The sequence below is a fragment of the Kordiimonas aestuarii genome (assembly GCF_025574465.1).
Classification (GTDB): Bacteria; Pseudomonadota; Alphaproteobacteria; order Sphingomonadales; family Kordiimonadaceae; genus Kordiimonas; species Kordiimonas aestuarii.
In genome coordinates, this window is record NZ_JAOBPP010000017.1 from 133,554 (window position 1) to 151,009 (window position 17,456).

General features: G+C 55.9%; 10 protein-coding genes. 5 read left to right on the plus strand and 5 right to left on the minus strand.

The window, feature by feature from the left end; translation table 11 throughout:
- Window positions 1-59 precede the first annotated feature (59 nt).
- The 3 genes from OEU85_RS05990 to OEU85_RS06000 form a co-directional block, all read right to left on the minus strand.
- Complete coding sequence (locus OEU85_RS05990; RefSeq protein WP_262690550.1) at window positions 60-3,167, minus strand: TonB-dependent receptor domain-containing protein; 3,108 nt, start codon at window positions 3,165-3,167, stop codon at window positions 60-62.
- A gap of 219 nt (window positions 3,168-3,386) precedes the next feature.
- On the minus strand, window positions 3,387-4,130 hold the full coding sequence (locus OEU85_RS05995; RefSeq protein WP_262690551.1) for a hypothetical protein: 744 nt from the start codon (window positions 4,128-4,130) through the stop codon (window positions 3,387-3,389).
- A gap of 29 nt (window positions 4,131-4,159) precedes the next feature.
- Entirely contained in the window at window positions 4,160-5,884 is a 1,725-nt protein-coding gene (locus tag OEU85_RS06000; RefSeq protein ID WP_262690552.1) for an alpha/beta hydrolase-fold protein, read from the minus strand.
- On the opposite strand from OEU85_RS06000, the gene OEU85_RS06005 reads away from it, so the two are divergent.
- The 3 genes from OEU85_RS06005 (at window position 5,883) to OEU85_RS06015 (ending at window position 11,053) form a co-directional block, all read left to right on the plus strand.
- Window positions 5,883-6,653 (plus strand): RNA polymerase sigma factor, encoded by a 771-nt coding sequence (locus OEU85_RS06005; protein ID WP_262690568.1) that lies wholly within the window; start codon window positions 5,883-5,885, stop codon window positions 6,651-6,653. The two genes, OEU85_RS06000 and OEU85_RS06005, sit on opposite strands and share 2 nt — an antisense overlap.
- Window positions 6,631-7,587 carry a FecR family protein gene (locus OEU85_RS06010; protein WP_262690553.1) on the plus strand — a complete coding sequence of 319 codons (957 nt, stop codon included), beginning with the start codon at window positions 6,631-6,633 and terminating at the stop codon, window positions 7,585-7,587. The genes OEU85_RS06005 and OEU85_RS06010 overlap by 23 nt, the downstream gene beginning before the upstream one ends.
- Window positions 7,588-7,717: 130 nt before the next feature.
- Entirely contained in the window at window positions 7,718-11,053 is a 3,336-nt protein-coding gene (locus OEU85_RS06015) for a TonB-dependent receptor (protein ID WP_262690554.1), read from the plus strand.
- Window positions 11,054-11,094: 41 nt separating this feature from the next.
- On the opposite strand, the gene OEU85_RS06020 is transcribed toward OEU85_RS06015, so the two are convergent.
- Window positions 11,095-12,060 carry a glycosyltransferase gene (locus OEU85_RS06020; RefSeq protein WP_262690555.1) on the minus strand — a complete coding sequence of 322 codons (966 nt, stop codon included), beginning with the start codon at window positions 12,058-12,060 and terminating at the stop codon, window positions 11,095-11,097.
- A 35-nt stretch (window positions 12,061-12,095) separates the two neighbouring features.
- A complete protein-coding gene (locus OEU85_RS06025) occupies window positions 12,096-13,556 on the minus strand; it encodes a lipopolysaccharide biosynthesis protein (RefSeq protein ID WP_262690556.1) in 1,461 nt (486 codons plus the stop codon).
- A gap of 225 nt (window positions 13,557-13,781) precedes the next feature.
- On the opposite strand from OEU85_RS06025, the gene OEU85_RS06030 reads away from it, so the two are divergent.
- Together OEU85_RS06030 and OEU85_RS06035 are read left to right on the plus strand one after the other, a co-directional pair.
- A complete protein-coding gene (locus OEU85_RS06030; protein WP_262690557.1) occupies window positions 13,782-14,738 on the plus strand; it encodes a glycosyltransferase family A protein in 957 nt (318 codons plus the stop codon).
- Between the two features lie 254 nt (window positions 14,739-14,992).
- Entirely contained in the window at window positions 14,993-17,443 is a 2,451-nt protein-coding gene (locus OEU85_RS06035) for a hypothetical protein (RefSeq protein WP_262690558.1), read from the plus strand.
- Window positions 17,444-17,456: the final 13 nt, after the last annotated feature.

The window sequence follows — 17,456 nt, forward strand, 5'->3', positions numbered from 1 at the left end:
ATACTGGTCATGATGAGGGTCGGGGGAGGCACGCGAGGAACCTCCCCCTAAGGCCGGTCCTAGAATCGCGCTGTCAAACGAAACAGGAAGGTTCGGCCAATCGGGCTGTAGGCGCCAAACGCGCGTGTCACCTGCGCTGCATAGGGCGGGGCTTTGTCGAAAATATTGTTCACCGACATCTGCGCCTGCACATTCTCGAACAGGTCGTAGCGCAGTGTACCGTTGAACCGCCAATAATCGCCGATACTCAACACATCTTCCGGCAAGTTCTCGATGGTGGCGAACTGGTCCTGCACCACGGACCCGGTCCAGAGTGCCTGCAGATCAACACCAACCGGCCCTTCCGTATAGCCTGCGCGGAAGGTGCCGCGGAACTCAGGCGTCCCAACGGTGCCCGCATTATCAATCGCGGGTGAGCCGGGCTGGGAAACCTGTTCATACTTGTCGGTATAGAAAAGATGTGCCCCAAGGCGGACAGTCCCACCTTCACCACCGCCGAAACCGCCGATACCGAAGGAATAATCAGCCTGCGCGATCAACCCGGCAAAATGGAGGGATGAGATGTTGTAGTAGCCCGTGCGGTAACCGTTCGCCACGTCCCCCGTGGTGCGTACTGGCCCCGGCTGGGCCGCTGCCTCTTCCGCCGTCAGACGGCCAAAGGCAGAGCATGCCTGCTCGTTGGGGTAGTTTTCACTGTCATAACAGCTTGCCATGAGCGCCCCGATCCCCAGAGTCTCGATCCCGTTCTCAAGCTTGATATCGCTCCAGTCGACCGCGAGACGGAAACCGGGGATCTGTTCCGGCTGGAATACAAAACCGAGCGACCATGAATCCGCAGTCTCGTTCTGAAGGTTGGGGTTACCAGCCTGCACACCAAAGGCCGAAACCGCCGATGTGGTTGACTGGAAATTCTCCGGTGCCGGGCCACCCACGCCCGCCAATGCCGCGCGGCAGTTGGCTTCACGGACCGAAGGGTTCGGGCCCTGATTATAGTTCTGGGCGTTACACACGTCGGTGATGGCATTCGCCGTGGGTGCACCACCAAGGAACAGTTCGGTGATCGCGGGCGCGCGGATGGAATGAGTGAACACACCGCGCAGGACAAGCCCGTCAAGAATACCCGGCAGGCGCGGCGCGATGCGGCCCCCGACAGACCATGTTGTAGCCCCGCCCGCGATGGAGTTGTCCACATAGCGCAAAGCGCCATTGATGCTCATCGCCTTGATAAGAGGCGTATCCTGATCCGGTGAGAAGATCGGGACCTCAACCTCACCATAATATTCATTGGTCTTGAAGCCACCTTCTACCGCCTCGAACGCAAGCGTTCCCGGACCGAGCAGCAGGATACCAGCCTCAAGCGTGGCATCCGGCGAGAAGCGTGCATCTTCTTCCCGGTGTTCATAGCCAACGTTGAAGGCGACGGGTTCCGAGAAGCCAAACGGCAATGTACCGGTGATGTTGGCGGTCACGGCCTTCTGTGTGTTGATGCTGACGGCGCGGCCACGGTCGGTGACATAGTCCACCGCCTCAGCCGAGAAGTTATTGGTGCCGAACAGGTTGATCGGCACACAGTCACCTCCCGACGCACAGACGATATTGCCGTCGTCGTCGTTGACGGCATCGATTGCTAGCAACAGGCGGTCAGGGTCGATCATTGTCAGCTCTGACATGCTTTCGCTGCGGCCGTAGTTGAATGACAGATCCCAGGACCAGTTCCGATCCCCGACCGCGAACTCTCCCTCAAAGCCGGTGACAATACGGTACAGGTCCAGCGTCGTGGTGCCCGGTGTCTGGTCCACCACGTCATTGAGGTTGCGGTTCAGGTTAAAGTCCGTGAGGCCGTTGGCTATGATGGTATCCCGCGCGGACTGTGACAGGAAAGCATTGTCGACCGAGAAGGTCAGCTCCGGCCCGCCAAGAGCGGCTGGCGCCGCAAACTGGTAAAGCTCGCTCAGTTCCTGCCCTTGGGTATGCGCGTAAGCTACTTCAGTAAAGACCGTCAGCCACGGGGTGAGATCATAGTGCGCCATGCCGTTGATCAGCGTGCGCTCGGTTGGCGACAGCAACGAGAAGTGATCCGCCGGGTTCACGCCGTCACCGCCGTCGGTCAGCACAGGTGCGCCAAGCGCGGCTTGGGCAACATCACCCACCACAAAGGGTACAAGATTGCCGTTCGGCCCGAACTGAAGCGGCGTGCCGTCGGATGACCGGATATAGTTACCCTGATTGTAGATGGGTGGGAACACGATGCCCGGCAGGTCAAGGCCGGCAAGCGGCACCAACTGGTTGTCATACGGCAGGCCGCCTTCCGTCAACACGGCATAGCGCAGGTCATCCACCACAATGCGACTTGGGATACCGTCGCTGTCGGATGTATCATCCGGGTTCGGCAACAGGTAGCGGAACGGCATGCGGTCAGAGAGGCGGAACCCGCTCTGTTTGGTATATTCCACCGCAAGGGTCACGTTACCGCGGTCATCGTCGCCAAAGTTGCCGCCGATAAGGCCACGCGCCATGTAACTTTCGCCGTCGCCCTCATCGGTGATGCCGTACTGAACGCTGGTTTCAACGCCTTCAAAATCGTCCTTGAGAATAACGTTCACGGTACCTGCGATGGCGTCAGCGCCATATACCGGTGCGCCACCGATGGCGACGGTTTCAACCCGCTCAACCAGCCCCGCCGGGATGACGTTCAAATCAACCTGCGAGCCCGGTGAAGCGGCCGCGCCTGACCCCGATACCGTGTTCGACGATACAAAACGCCGCCCGTTCACCAGCGTCAAGGTGCGCTGCGAACCGAGGCCGAAGAAGTTCACGAATGTCTGCGCGACACCGAGCGTGGACTGCGCTGTGCCCACGGGGCTTGAATCGGCGACACCGAAGCCCGGCACATCCTGCAGTGCGTCGGCCACATTCGTATAGCCACGCAGGTTGATATCATCGCTATCGGTTACAAACGCGGCCTGAAGCGTATCAAACCCGGCGCGGGAAATGCGCGAACCGGTGACAATGATTTCCTCGAACTCAAGGTCCTCTTTGGCTTGCTCAGTCGCTTCTTCGTTTGTTTCCTGCGCCAGCGCAGGATGTGCCGTCATGAGAGCAGCCAGCGCCACACCGGCGCACAGGTCGCGGGCGCGCGACCCCCGTTGGGTGGGTTTATATGTCATGTTGTTTCCTCCTCCTTGACCAAGGCCACATTCCCCTGTGGCCCCCCACAAACTACGATGGGCGGGTGCGGGGTTTCCGCTATGCGGGCGGCGGATTTTTTTTGCGCACCCCAAAAAAAGAGGCGCACCCGGGATTTTCCCGAAACGCGCCTGAGCCCCGTGTGCCGTCATTGGAAGGAAAGCAGCGGGTGAAGAGGTATATGGTCAAATACGGATCGCTTAGTCGGACGCAGCCCCTGCAATGGTGCGGATGACCTTGCCGTCGGCATCGAGGAAGTCGATGCTCGGGTCGCCGTTTGCATCAACCTTGAGGATAAGCCGCGGGCGGCCTTCCTTGTCGGCCAGTTTGACGATGGCATCTTCCTTCACCTTGCCCGCGAACAGCCGTTCGGCACCGAGGCCGCCAAGGTCCTGCGCATAAGCGATCATTTCCTGGCGGATGGCATTTTTCTCCTTGTCGGTCTGTGCCTTGGCGGCACGGTCGCTATACTCGAAAAGCGGCTTGATGGAATAATCCGGGCGGTCCCAGACGCGCAAGCCCGCATATCGGCTGCCGTTCCTGTCGCTATAGCTCAGGCCCACCGTCTGATCCTGCTTGAACTGGTCAAACATGATGCCGGAGTTGGCGCTGTAGCCGTCGTCCGTCTTCTCACCGCTGAAGGTCAGGCCGCCAACCTCGTCGCCCTCATCATTGAAGAACAGCATGCCACCGGTCTGCCTGCTGTGATGCTCGAATTCCTGACCGTCCATAAAGAGGCCGGGGAAACGCTCCTCGTTCGAGAGCACCAGCCGATACTTGCCGTTCGGCTCCACGATATTCAGCCGCTCCACATTGATTTCGGAGAAAGTGGCGGTGCCGCCCTCACTCCCCTTCTCCGCCTTGCTGTCCATGCCCTCACAGGCGCCAAGCGTGAGCGCGGATAGCATCATGGTCGGCATCATCCATTTCAGTCGGTTCGTCATCCCTTGTCTCCCTCTTGTGTCTCGAGCGTTCATTTGTAATTCCACCGGGTGGCATCTGCGCCTTCAGGCGCATTCGCGCGGATATGGTCCGCCATCTCACGCACCACACCCTCCCATGTGGTATGGTGCCAGTTATGGCCTTTCTTCGGCCGCCCGTACTCGAAGCGGATGGGATAATCGTCCCCGCCCAGTTCACGCACGGTATCCTCGAAGCCGTACACGGATAAATTGAGGTAAAAATCGTCCATCTCGCCAGCAATCATCACGAGCTTCCCGGCGACCTTGGGCGAAAGTGTCTCCCAGTTGTCGCGTACATAGGCGGTGAGATCATAGCCGTGTGCGCGGTAGGCGGCGGCAACGGCCTTGTCGATCGCGCCGGTGCGGTCATCAAACAGCGGCACCGGGTAACCGTCGTCGCCCACGGGGCCATGCGTCGCCTGCCAGATACCCAGTTGGTAGCCCGACCGGCCTTTTGAACCCAGCACGGCTTCGAAGCTGGCGAGTTGGCGCACGGTCCAGAGCGGCTGGCCCTCCCGGCTGCGGCGGAAAGGACGGTCGGCCCACATGCGCTCGGCCACCTTTAGTGAGAACATATTCTCGACCTCATAGATGTTCACAAGCTGGTAGCGGCGGAAATCAATGGGATCAGGGTTAAAAACCCAGGCACCGCCAAAAAAGTCAGGGTAATAAAGCTGCAGCGCCATGGCTTCCCAGCCGCCGGTGGACGCCCCTTCGACAATGCGGGCATAAGGCTCGGCGATCAGGCGGAATTCTCTCTCGAGGTAAGGGATCAGCTCCCTGGTGATCGCCTCGCCGTAAGGGCCGTTGTTCGCGGAATTGACAGCATAGGATTCGACAAAATAGGGGCTTGGGTGCTCCAGCGTTATTGCCACCACGCGGGGGAAATCATCCGACGTCCAGGCCTGGAAAAAGGCGTATCCGGTCTCAACATTGGCGTCTGCCCGGCTGGCGATAGCGCGTTCGGTGTGGCTTTCCGGGTTGGGATTAAAACCAAAGGGCACATCGCCGTGGCCGAACGGATATACCGCCGGGTAACGAACGCGTTCGTTCTCGTCAAAGCCCTTGGGCAACAGTACATTGGCGCGCAGGTACATTTCCGTACCCCAGAAATCGCTCAGGATCTGGCTGCGGATACGCACATGCTTGAGCCATTCAGTATCCTTGGGCTCCGGCAGCGGCGCGATCGTCTCCGTCAGCGCCAGCTTGACAGTGCCCTTGCCGCCGATCTTCGCTGTCACCGGCTTGCTGTAGGGGTTGCCCGGCATCATCATCGGCATCACGCGGCGGTCGCTGATGGGCACCCACACAGTGTGTCCGTCCGAGCGTGTCACCTCGGTGTAGGGGATCAGCACCGCCTGAACGTCATACTGCCCCGGCGGGATATCGGTGAGCGCATCATAGGGGTAGCCCCGCGCCCCGGCCTTGAGCGCTTTCGCGTCAAGCCATACACTGCTACCGGGTTTGAACGCAGATACGTCCATGCCAAATACGGTGGCGCCCGTCACACTGATCGCGTTTCGTGGCTCGCCCACCTCCGCGGCTGCGTCGTCATGCGGTGTGAGCGCAACGAGCAGGCGACCGGTTACAGCATTGCCTGCCGCCTCATCGGGCAAGCTTACTTCAAACCGGTCCCCTGCCCGTGCGGCCCCCTCGAGCAACGTGACGAACACCGCAAACAGCATCATTGCGATACTGACTACAACGCGTGTTACCAAATATCTTTTGACTGACATGGCCATCCCCTTGACCCTCCCCATTTGTTTGGTTTCTGTCCCTCTCACTGGCCTACGACGGGTGGGGCGCGCATATCCGCTACTCGGGCGGCGAAGAAAATGCGCAAAAGGTCGGCTTTTTTACTTTTTCTTGACGGCTGGATTTTTTCCTGCCTTGCATGAAGGCATGACCGAGAACGAACATATCGAGTGGCTGAGTCGCGAAATACTGCCCCATGAACCGGATGTCCGGATATGGCTGGAGCGGCGGATTCGTGGGCTTTCCGGTATCGATGTGGATGATATTATTCAGGAGGCTTACGCCCGTCTCTGGGCTGCGGAACCCGAAAAAATAAAGGAGCCCCGCGCCTATTTTTTCACCACCGCCCGCAATCTGGTGAGTGAAATTCTGCGTCGGTCGCGCATTGTTTCAATTGAAATGATGGCGGATATCGAGACCTTGAACATCGTAGGAAGTGATATTGATGCGGAACGACGCCTGAGCGGCCGACAGGAAGTGAAACGGCTGTTCGGTGCCCTGGCGGATTTGCCCCAGCGCTGCCGGCAGGCATTTGAGCTGAGGAAATTCGAAGCGCTGTCGCAAAAAGAGATTGCAAGCCGCATGGGGGTGGCTGAAAGCACGGTAGAGAAACATTTGTCCAAGGCGCTGCGCCTTGTTATGGAAAGTATGAAAACGCCCGGGAACACACCCGACACCGGCCCGGAGGGGCGATCCGATGGCGGGGCCCGGGACAATGAGCAGAAGCATGGCAAAAAACGAGATAGATAACATTGCTGCGGACTGGGTTGCACGCCTTGATGGCGGCCCGCTGGGCGCGAACAAGCAGGCCGAGCTTGACGCATGGCTGGCGGCAGACGCGCGCCATCAGGGCGCCTACGTACGTGCACGCGCCATCTGGCAACACACCAACCGGGTGGCGGCCATGAGCGAAGGTGCCACGCGCGATGACAAGCCAGCTCCCGCGCAGGCGGCGTCCTGGGGCATCTCCGGGCGCATGCTGGCCATCGCCGCTACCCTTCTCGTGGCAGTCGTTGGCGCGGGGTATTTTGGTTTCGAGCATTATGACGGCCGCAAAATGGCGGAAATTGGTGAAGTACGGCTGATTGCGATGAATGACGGGTCGGCCATCAACCTCAATACCGCCTCCGTGATACAGACACGCTATGACGCGGATGAGCGACGCATTCTGCTGCGTGAAGGCGAAGCTTCCTTCAAGGTCGCGCATGAAGACGCCCGGCCCTTTGTCGTGGCAGTCGATGGACTGACCGTCAGGGCCGTGGGCACGCACTTCTCCGTCCGTCGCCTCAAGGGGGCGGTGTCGGTCATTGTTGCTGAAGGCATTGTGGAGGTTGCGAACCCCACGACGGGCGAGATACAGCGCCTGCACGCAGACGAATGGCTGACCGCCGTGGCCGGGCAAACCTTCTCCACCGCAAACCTGAGCGCCAACGAAATCAGCCGCCGCATGGCATGGGAAGATGGCCGACTGGTATTTGACGGCGAAAGCGTGCGCGAGGCCACGGCAGAAGTAAACCGTTACGCAACCGTAAAGATTTTGGTGGAAGACCCGGCCATGCTTGACGAAACGCTGGTTGGCGTATTCCGCATCGGGGACAGCAAGACTTATGCAAACTCGGTCGCCGCCGCCTTCGACGCGCGACTGGTTGAGGAAGAAAACGCATTACGCATCGTGAAGAAATGACCGCCCACCGGCGCGCGTGCGGGAGGGAATAATGATAGCGCGGCGAAGGACGTCCCTGCAACTTTTCGCAACCGCCCTTCTTCACCTCCTGCCCGGAAAACCGGCACCACCCCGCGCGAAAAAACCGGCTATGCGTGCATGTTTCACCGCGATAGCTGTACTGGGTGCGATATCCACCACACCGGCCATGGCCACCCCCACCGGGTTTGACATTCCGGTCCTGCCGGCGAGCCAGGCCATCAAGCTGTTCGCCGAACAGGCGGACCTGCAGATCATCGCCCGCGCGGGTGACCTGAACGGCCTTGAGACCAAGGCCATACACGGTGACTTTGAACCGGCACGCGCGCTGGAGATGCTGATTACCGGCACGGGACTTGAAGCCGTGCGCACAGGCCCGAATGCCTTTATCCTGCGCCTGCATGCACCTGCGGAGCTGCCAAAACCGAAAGCGGCAACCACAGCACCACAACAAACGCTCCCCCCTGCGTCAGAGCAGGAAGCCCGTGCAGACCTGATCCCGCCTTTCGACTTTGGCGACAGCGAGGAAAAGAAACCGCATATTGATGAGATTGTCGTAACCGGATCGCGCATCGACCGGGGCGAAAGCGGCAGTGTGCGCCCCTCTGTGTCCTATGACCGGGGTTATATCGAGCGGCGCGGGGTCACCAACATCGCCAATATCCTTGAAGAAACCCCGGGCTTCGGTATTTCGGACGCCAACGGCATCGGCGGGCAAAGCACCTTTGGTGTGGGACAAACCTTTGTCGATTTCCTTGGCCTTGGGTCGCAGCGCACGCTAACGCTTGTGAATGGGCGGCGCTTTGTATCTTCCCACAGTGTGACCAATGTCTCCCCGGCCGAAGCGGGGCAGCAGGTAGACCTGAACATGATACCCGTAGGGCTTATTGAGCGGGTGGAGACAATTGCGGTCGGCGGTGCGCCGATTTATGGCTCTGATGCCATCGCCGGCACCATCAACATCATCCTCAAGGACCGGGTGGATGGCCTGCACCTTCAGGCGCAATACGGCATGGCGGACAAAGGCGATGCTAGCAATTATGCTGTACAGGCCCAATATGGCAACAGCTTCGCTGACAGGCGCGGCTCTTTCATCCTCAGTGCAGAGCACAATAATCAGAACGGCCTTCTGGAGAGCGACCGGGATTTCATGGCGAGGCGCCATTTCCTGACCGCCAACCCGGCGGATACAGGTATGGGGGACGGTATTCCCGCCTTCCGCCTGGTGGATGATCAGGTATTCGCCGGGGTAACAGATGGCGGCGTGCCGCTTCCGCCCGGCGGCCTTTCTGCCGGATGGGTCACGGCGGGCTATCCGGATGGTTTTTTTGTTTTTGATGCGGACGGCAACCCTGTCCAGTTCGCGCCCGACGGCAGCCTGGTACCCTATGAGCTTGGCCGCGGTGGCGGCGATAAGCCGATTTTTGTCAGCGGCGGCGATGGACTGCGTATTCCCGATTATGTGAACCTGATCACACCTGTACGCCGCACCCTCCTCAATGTGATGATGGACTATGCCGTCAGCGATCGGCTGAGCCTCTTCCTTGAAAGCAGCTACGTGCACACCAGCAGCACGGAGATCAGGGAGCTTTTGGCCATCAATGCCGCCCCTATCCCGCAGGGTGGCGCCATCACGATGAACGTGGACAACCCGTTTCTATCAGACGGCGCACGAGCGACGCTGCTGGCAAACGGCCTTCAGGATTTTAGCCTTGCCCGCAATATGAGCGATATTCTGGACGCCAAACCCGGCACCACAAAGATCGACCTGTTCCGCACCGTCGCAGGACTTGAAGGCACATGGCAGCTTGCCGGGCACAACTGGCGCTGGGACGCGTCCTTCAACTATGGCCGCAGCAGCAACCGGTCTGAAATCAGCAACCTGAATGACACCCGTTTCTATGCCGCGGTCGATGCGGTGCGGGACCCTGCTACCGGGCAGATTGCCTGCGCGGATGCAAGCATGGCGGGCTGTATGCCGCTCAACCTGTTCGGCGAGGGACAGGCAAGTGCCGCCGCCATCGCTTATGTCGTGGAAACCGGCGTCGCCCGCAGCCTGAATGAACAGAAAATCCTGTCCGCAAACATAGGCGGTAGCCTGCCTTGGGGGATTGCAGCACCGATAGAGATAGGCCTTGGCTATGAACACCGGGAGGAATGGGCGCATTTTGCGCCGGATAGCCTGCTAGCCACCGGAAACAGCCGCCTGCCCGGTTTTCTAGAGGTGGACGGCCGCTACAATACGGATGAATTTTACGGCGAATTCCTTGCCCCCTTAGTGGTGTCTGCCGATAACAACACCATCCTTCGCGACTGGGCGGTTGAAGGATCTTTCCGCAGCATCGGCAACTCGGTTGCGGGACACGATGTCGCCTGGACGCTGGGCACACAGGTCGAACCAATGGTCGGCGGGGCGCTTGAGGGGCTTTCGTTTCGCGGCACGCTGAGCCGTGCGATCCGCGCACCGGCAATCCCGGAACTTTTTCTGGGCGCCGCGCCGATCCGTGCGTCAGCCGGCGACCCATGCAGTGCAACATCTTTCCGCGCCGGGCCTGTTCCCACAGTGCGAGAAGCCAACTGCCGCGCAGCGCTGGCGGCCGCTGGCATCAGCAATCCGGCAGACTTCCAGTCTGATATCGAGGATATCGGTATTACGGGCGTGCAGGTTGGCAACCCATCACTGAGGAATGAAAAAGCACGGTCATGGTCTGTCGGCCTGGTGTACCAGCCGGAGACGTTGCCTGCGCTCCGCCTCTCGGCGGACTGGATTGACATCACGCTGACGGACGGCATTCAGGCCTTGTCGGTCGGACAACTTCTGCAAGCCTGCTACGACAGCCCGGCCTACCCGAGTGCGCCTGCCTGCTCCGCGTTCACACGCGGTACGGGCGCGGAGGCAGGCCAGATAACCGACTATCGCTCCGGTTACTATAACACTGCCCGCATGACATTTGACGGGCTTATGACCAGCGTTGCCTATAGCACGCGGCTTGACCACCGCCTGCTGGGGCTTGACCTTGCCGGCATGCTGCATTTTGACAGCAAGGTCTTCTATACCCGGCGGCTGGACGTGATGCCGTTTGAGAACTCGGCGCCTGAAAAATTGGCCGGATTGATTGGCCAACCGCATTTCCAGGCGTTTTTTTCGCTGCGCTACAGTAGCAATAATGTGGAACTAGCCTGGCAAACCCGCTGGACCGGTGCGGCAAAGCTCGACAATTCCACCGAGTTGGAAACCCTGCCCGTCAACCGGGTGGCGGACTATATGATTCATAATATCTCGTACGGCCTGCGCGTGAACGAGCACCTGCGCCTGAGGCTCAATGTTGATAATCTTTTTGATCGCAAACCCCCGGCGAATGCGCTTATCGGCTCCAGCAACGCGCTTCGGCGGTCGTATGACGTGCTGGGGCGGCGCGCTTTCCTGACGGTATCGACCGCGTTTTAGGCCCTCTTCCGGATCAATCTGAAACCAGGTATTTTCCGATGTCACCCTTTATGGTCAGAACCTGATGAAAGCCTGTACTGCTCAAAAAACATGCCGCGGGCAACCTGCATGTGCCAGACCGACGCCATCAATCGCACTGGACTGAAAGTGATGATGGCCAATACCCATAAACAGAGATGGCGTATCATGTAGGAAAAATACCATCTGGGGAATATGCCTATTCGGGCCACTTCAGCCTCATTACCCAGACGAGACCAATGGACTTGCCCCCGCCCAAGCCTAAAGGCCCGGCCTTTCAACCATTTTTTTGTCAATTGTTCCGGCCGGATCTGGTGCTTGACGGCATTATTGTTATCAAAATAAAAGTGGTAGCCCATTTGGGCGAGCATCAGGTTAAAAGAAGACTCGCTGCCGGGGATGTAATTCGCACCGGAGGGGCCAATGCCTTCATTGAACCGATGGCCTTCTTTGAACACCTGTTGCCGTACAGCCATATTGGGGCCCCATATTTTCCCCGGGTTGATTTCGCCATCCGGGATGGTGGCATCATGTACGGCAAAAGCATCGCCAACGGAAACACCTTCAAGAATTGTTTTTGAGGGAGCCGCCGCAGGCCAATCAGGGACTATTCTGCCCCCAAACACATCATAATCCGGGTTGCGGGAAGCCAGAGTGATATAGTTCAAAAGCCAGTCTGCCGGGACCAATACATCATCATCCGTAAAAACAATAAGCCCCCCTCCTGTATGTTGAAGGGCCACGTTTAAAGACGTGTTTTTCCCTTGTATCGGATTATGCAGAACCGTCATGGGGAGTTGGTTTTCATACCGTTTCAACACATCAGGTGTTTCATCGGTTGATCCGTTATCGACTACAATCAGCTCCCAGCCTGCATCCGGAGCCTTCAGCCGTGTCATACTATCAAGTGTTTTATCCAGCCGCGCGCCACCGTTATATGTTGCCAGCACCACAGAGACAGGGACGTGCGTTGCATTAGGCTCAGGCATATCCGGCTACACTCCGCTTCTGATAAAAACAGGTATCAACGCCTGAAAGATTGTATTTTTTGATAAATGTTGGCAACGCCTTTTCTTCGCTCGTCTGCTATGGCCGGAATGAAAAAGCCGGAAAGAGCAATCCATATTAAAAAAGTGCTCGACCCGGAAAAGAATAGCACCGCGAAATATGTCCAGTCTTCACTTTCACCCATCGCGGTGAACACAAGAGACGGCAACAGGCTCAGGGCTGTCAATATGCCAGCCCGCACATGGGTGGATATGAAATCCAGAATGGGGATATTAAACATGCTCTTCAACACCCATACATAAAGCGGCACGGCGACAATGGAACTTATGGTCACGGCTATCGCCACCGCGGAAAGTCCATGCTGGACAGCCAATAGAACACCGACAACACGGGTGGCATACATAATCACGTTAAACACGAAAATGATTTTAACCCTGCCGTAGGCGGTTAAAACAGTGGGCAACAAGGCTGGCAGGTTCATACTTACAACGACGGAAACCGCCAAAATTTGCACTACCGGCACAGCATCAAACCATTGATCCCCGAACAGAAGGCCCACAATCGGCTCGGCGTGCAAGCCAACAAATGCGTAAACCGGCCACAAACAGCCGGCCATCAACGCCAACGTTTTCATAATCGCGGGCCCGGCAGGCTTTCCAGATCGCTTTATCTCAGCAAAGGAAGGTAAAGCCACAGATTTGATTATATCTAATAGAATTGTTGTAAAACGCTCTACTATTGTTGCCGCTCGCATATAAAGCCCCAGGGCCTCAAAACTAAGCATTCTGGCAATGATCAATAAGTAGCCGTTATAGCCGATGTTACGTATAATGGATGATGCGGTTACCCAGGACCCAAATGTAAATACCTTTTTCAAATCAACGAAATGAGGACGCACAAGCATATAGTGTGGCGCTAAAACCGCTGTCGCTATTAACAACGCAAGATTTGCCGCGAAGGTTGCCCAGGCAATACTTAAAGCGCCAAAACCATTAAGCGCCAGAATGATTGCAACGCTTAAGTTTGTCAGCGCGCTCAACAGGCCGATGATACTGATTGTGCCGAACTTCATATCCCGGCTTAACCGGGCATGGGCTGTGCTGCTGATCGGCAGGAACAGAAAAGACACAGCGACCAGCAAGATCACTTTTTGCAGAAGCGGCTCTTTGAAATAATTGGCAATTACACTGGAAAAAGCGGCTAAAAGCCCGGCCAAAATCCATGACAGGACGCTCGCAACAGCCAGGGCTTTTCTAACATCCTTAACCTCCAGGCTCTTTTCCTGAATAAGATAATCATTCGTGCCAAACATTCGAATTGTCTGGGCAAAAGCAATAATGGAATTGGCCGCCGCAAAAATACCAATCTCTTTTGGGGAGAGAAGCCTCGACAGAACAATCGTCCCCAACAAAAAAAGGCCAAATTCTCCATATTTGCCCAAAGCCGAGAAGAAAAGAGCCTTGCGAACTGTCGACATAATGGTTTGAGCCTTTTTATCCTGTATGTTTATAGATTGAGTAGATTGATATTGTAGTAGCATTAACAGCAAAATACTTTTGCATATAGATCGTATAAAAATACTTGGTACTGACACAAAGTAAAAAGTGTCTTTACAGGGAAAAGTAAAGTAATTAACAAAGTGTATGAACCATGCGTCCTAATAAATGATACACACCGAACAATGGCATAAACAGGCTTATAAATGAGTGCTTTCTGTACCGTCATTATTGTAACTCACAATCAGCCAAAAAGTCTGGAACGAACGCTTACATCACTCGCCCGATGTGATCGCATCGCGGAAACTGAAGTAATTATTGTGGAAAACAGTGGCAACTTCATCGAAAGTGAAGTTGTCGCAAACGCTTATGCGTATCCCTCCACCGTAAAGTTCATTAAAACCAATGATAAAAGTCTGGCAAAAGCACGAAATCTTGGTTCAAGAGCAGCATCGGGTAAATTTCTTATATTCTTTGATGACGACATTGAAGTTGGAACGGATACTCTTGCAAGTTATATAGCCGCCGCCCAGGCTCACGATCACAAGCATTTTTTTGGGGGTCCGCTCCAAGCTGTATATGAAACTATGCCCAAATTCTGGCTGAGAAGCCATTTGCCTCCTTCTGCATTAGGTTTTTCCCTTGGGGAAGAACTGAAAGAGATAAGAGAGCCACTTTTTTTGGGGGGAAATTTTGGTATTTTCAAAACAGCCCTTCTGAACATCAAGGGATTCCCCGAATACTTGGGAATTACAGAAAACTATTCAGCCCTGGGGGAAGAGACGGTACTACAGAAGCGCTTATTAAGACAAAATTACTCAGGGATTTACGTACCAGCAGCAATCATTAAACATCATGTTCCTGCAACCAATTGCTCTCTTGAGTTCGCCAAACATCGCAGCTACCGATTAGGTATCACGAAGATACTCACCGAATATGTCGAGAATGGTACTCGCCCCCCCAAGTTCCCACCAATGTGGATGTATCGCAATCTAATAGAACTAAAGTTCCTTATCATTCTCAAGAAGTTGCTAGGACGCCCCAAAGAGCAACTAGTGACAGAACAGATAGCCCTGATGGACCAGAAAGGCGCTTTTGACGCTTTTAAGTATTTGAATAACCTGGATATAGTCGACCAGTATTATCCTGATAATCACACTTAACACCAAGCAATTAACATCCAGCCTCGCCGGCAACGAGGTTGATTGTCATCCACGGTGATGGATACCGCTGAGACCCTCCGTAGGGCTTTCCAGCTGACTGCAATATTTATTGTTCATAAAGTGCTTTTCATATAGCACCGCAGTCCCGGCACGACTTCATGATGGCATCCAAATCCTTACTGGCCGCAGCGCGATCTTCCTGCAAAGATAGACGCCCATACTGCTAGTGATCGGGCAACCAAGGATGGCTCAATATGAATACGAACATTCCCAATAAGCCTGACCATATATGCCGAGACCGGGAGGGCTTGCTCAAGCGTGCAAATGATGCGCTGGCCCGTCAGGATGACAAAAGCGCACTGGTTCTTCTCAAAGAGGCGCTTGAGTTCGCGCCTGATGATATCCTGCTGCAACAACGACAGGCGTTTACCCTACGGCGGCTGGGCCGCCACAAGGAAGCCCTGGACTGTTTGGAAAAAATTTGGGTAAAAGATAAACGCAATGTCTCCGTGATCATGGATATGGCGGCAAGCTGGCGGGCGCTAAGTGACATTGACCGCTGCATGAACCTGTTCCAATCCGCTCTTGACGTCGACGACAGCAATAAAGGGGCGTGGATAGGGTTGATCGACTGTGCCCTTGCTCTTTCAAATCATGATGTAGCGCTCCGATATGCTGAAACAGCAGACGTAAAATTGCCCGGGGAATTTGTCTTTGGACTGAAAAAAGCGGCAGCCCTGAAGGCGCTTGGGCGCAAGGAGGAAGTCCTTGCTCAGTTGCAGTCCATGCTTGAGCGGTTTCCGGATATCATACCGGTGCGGCTTGCATTGGCGCTGGCTTGCCGAGAAGTTGGCCAGTTTGGCGAATGCATGACGCACTATGAAGCTATTCTTGGAAAAGAGCCGGGTAATAAGCCAGCATGGTTTGGTTGTATCGATACCGCAATCGCACGGCAACAACCTCTCCTGGCACTGGAACTGGTGCAAAAGGCTTCTCAGCATTTGGCTGGAGATATCGATCTCGGTATCAAAGAGGCCTTTACTCTGCAAAAGATTGGCAAAAACCGTGACGCTATAAGTAGGCTTGAGGCTTTGGCACGGGCATATCCAGATAATAAAACGGTTTATCTGGCGCTGGTTTCAGCCTGTTTGTTGGCCGATGACCATAGTCGTTACGAGGTTTATGTTGCCACACTAAAAAACCTGGCGCCTGCGGATACAACAAGTCATCTGCGCCTTGCGGCCGTTGCAAACGCGCAGGGGCACTGGCTTGCCGCTGCAGATCACAGCGCTACCGTTCTCGGCGTAATGCCGCAGCATATTGAGGCAAGCATCATCCACGCTCGCAGCCTGCTTGGCATGGGAGACGCCAGGCAGGCCGAAACCATACTCACCGATTTGCTGCAGCACCCAGAACTTTCGCCGATGATCGAAACCCGTGCCTGCATGGCCATGGCTCAGGTGCAACGGGTCAAAGGGGATACAGAGGCTGCCATCGGCTATCTGGTCCGGGCTCGCAAGGCAAACCCGACGGATATTGCGGTCGTGATGGAACTGATCATGCTTTGCGCTGCGGCGTCTCGGGAGCATGAAATAGGCGGCATGCTGGATGACCTTATCAAGTTAACCAAACTGGTCCCAAATGAACGGCTGACTATCATGTTGGCTGAATATGGGCGCCTGGATGAAGCTTTGGCAATATGCCGGGCATGGCATGGGCTTTATCCGGGCTTGGGTTGGATCGCGGAAATGATGGCCTGCCTGGCCCAATTGAAAGGGAAAGACCCACCTGTTGGCAGCCTTCACCCTGAGGCGAACCCGCCCACCGTGATGGAAGAATTGGCATGCCCAGCCAAAGGGCGCTTTCGGAATTTATTGGACGCAACCTGGCAGGAAAACCATGATCCCGTGGAATTGAAATCCGGTGAGCCTGCATCCTCTGACCCCAGCGTTTATGCGGTTGCCTGGTCACACAGCAAGGTGCCGGGACTTGATTTTTCTGACTGGAAGAAGCGCGCCGATCTGGCCACCCGTACATGGATGGAGTATGACGACCTTCTGTACCGAGATGTCAGCGAGCTTGATGCGCTCAATCACTATCTCGACGACGACGGTCTCTCTGTCCTTGAGCCCTTAGCGAGAGATCGGCGGCCGTGTTTCATTGTTTCATCTCATATGGGTGTTCCCGCGGTTGTCTGGTATCTGTCACGGAAAATTCCGCAATTCCATTATCTCTCCGGCTGGGCAGCCAAGGCGTCAGAACATCGGAAGCCCCCTTTCAACCCACTGGTAACAAGCTTGAACAACGGCGCGACCATCCGGGCTATCAAGCGACTGATTGATGAAGGCGGTATGCTGGGCTCGTCAGTTGATGCACCGTTTGTGGCTTTCAATCCACAGTTCACATCGGGCTACAGCTATGGAACCTTGTGCGGCCAAAAGTTCAGAATTACCAATCTGATCCCGCGCCTGGCTTACAGGTTTTCGGTGCCAACGGTATGGGTTCAGCCAGTTTGGAAAGAGCGGCGTATCATGGTGGAAATTGAAGAAATTGATGTTTCAGCAGGCGGGCTATCTGAAGCAGAGTGGCTTAATAAGTGGACAGCGAGTTATCTGCAGAAGTTGGAACGGTTGATTAAAAGCGGACCGGAAAACCTGAATTTGAGGCGGGCATCGGCTTGGCGATATCTTTCCGCAGGACATTAATGGGGGCCAGTGA

What these genes read in the sequence shown, in the direction of transcription:
- OEU85_RS06015 (WP_262690554.1), top strand. Translation starts at nt 7,718, where the DNA reads ATGCGTGCATGTTTCACCGCGATAGCTGTACTGGGTGCGATATCCACC.
- OEU85_RS06010 (WP_262690553.1), top strand. Translation starts at nt 6,631, where the DNA reads ATGGCAAAAAACGAGATAGATAACATTGCTGCGGACTGGGTTGCACGC.
- OEU85_RS06005 (WP_262690568.1), top strand. Translation starts at nt 5,883, where the DNA reads ATGGCCATCCCCTTGACCCTCCCCATTTGTTTGGTTTCTGTCCCTCTC.
- OEU85_RS06000 (WP_262690552.1), bottom strand. Translation starts at nt 5,884, where the DNA reads ATGTCAGTCAAAAGATATTTGGTAACACGCGTTGTAGTCAGTATCGCA.
- OEU85_RS06030 (WP_262690557.1), top strand. Translation starts at nt 13,782, where the DNA reads ATGAGTGCTTTCTGTACCGTCATTATTGTAACTCACAATCAGCCAAAA.
- OEU85_RS05990 (WP_262690550.1), bottom strand. Translation starts at nt 3,167, where the DNA reads ATGACATATAAACCCACCCAACGGGGGTCGCGCGCCCGCGACCTGTGC.
- OEU85_RS06025 (WP_262690556.1), bottom strand. Translation starts at nt 13,556, where the DNA reads ATGTCGACAGTTCGCAAGGCTCTTTTCTTCTCGGCTTTGGGCAAATAT.
- OEU85_RS05995 (WP_262690551.1), bottom strand. Translation starts at nt 4,130, where the DNA reads ATGACGAACCGACTGAAATGGATGATGCCGACCATGATGCTATCCGCG.
- OEU85_RS06035 (WP_262690558.1), top strand. Translation starts at nt 14,993, where the DNA reads ATGAATACGAACATTCCCAATAAGCCTGACCATATATGCCGAGACCGG.
- OEU85_RS06020 (WP_262690555.1), bottom strand. Translation starts at nt 12,060, where the DNA reads ATGCCTGAGCCTAATGCAACGCACGTCCCTGTCTCTGTGGTGCTGGCA.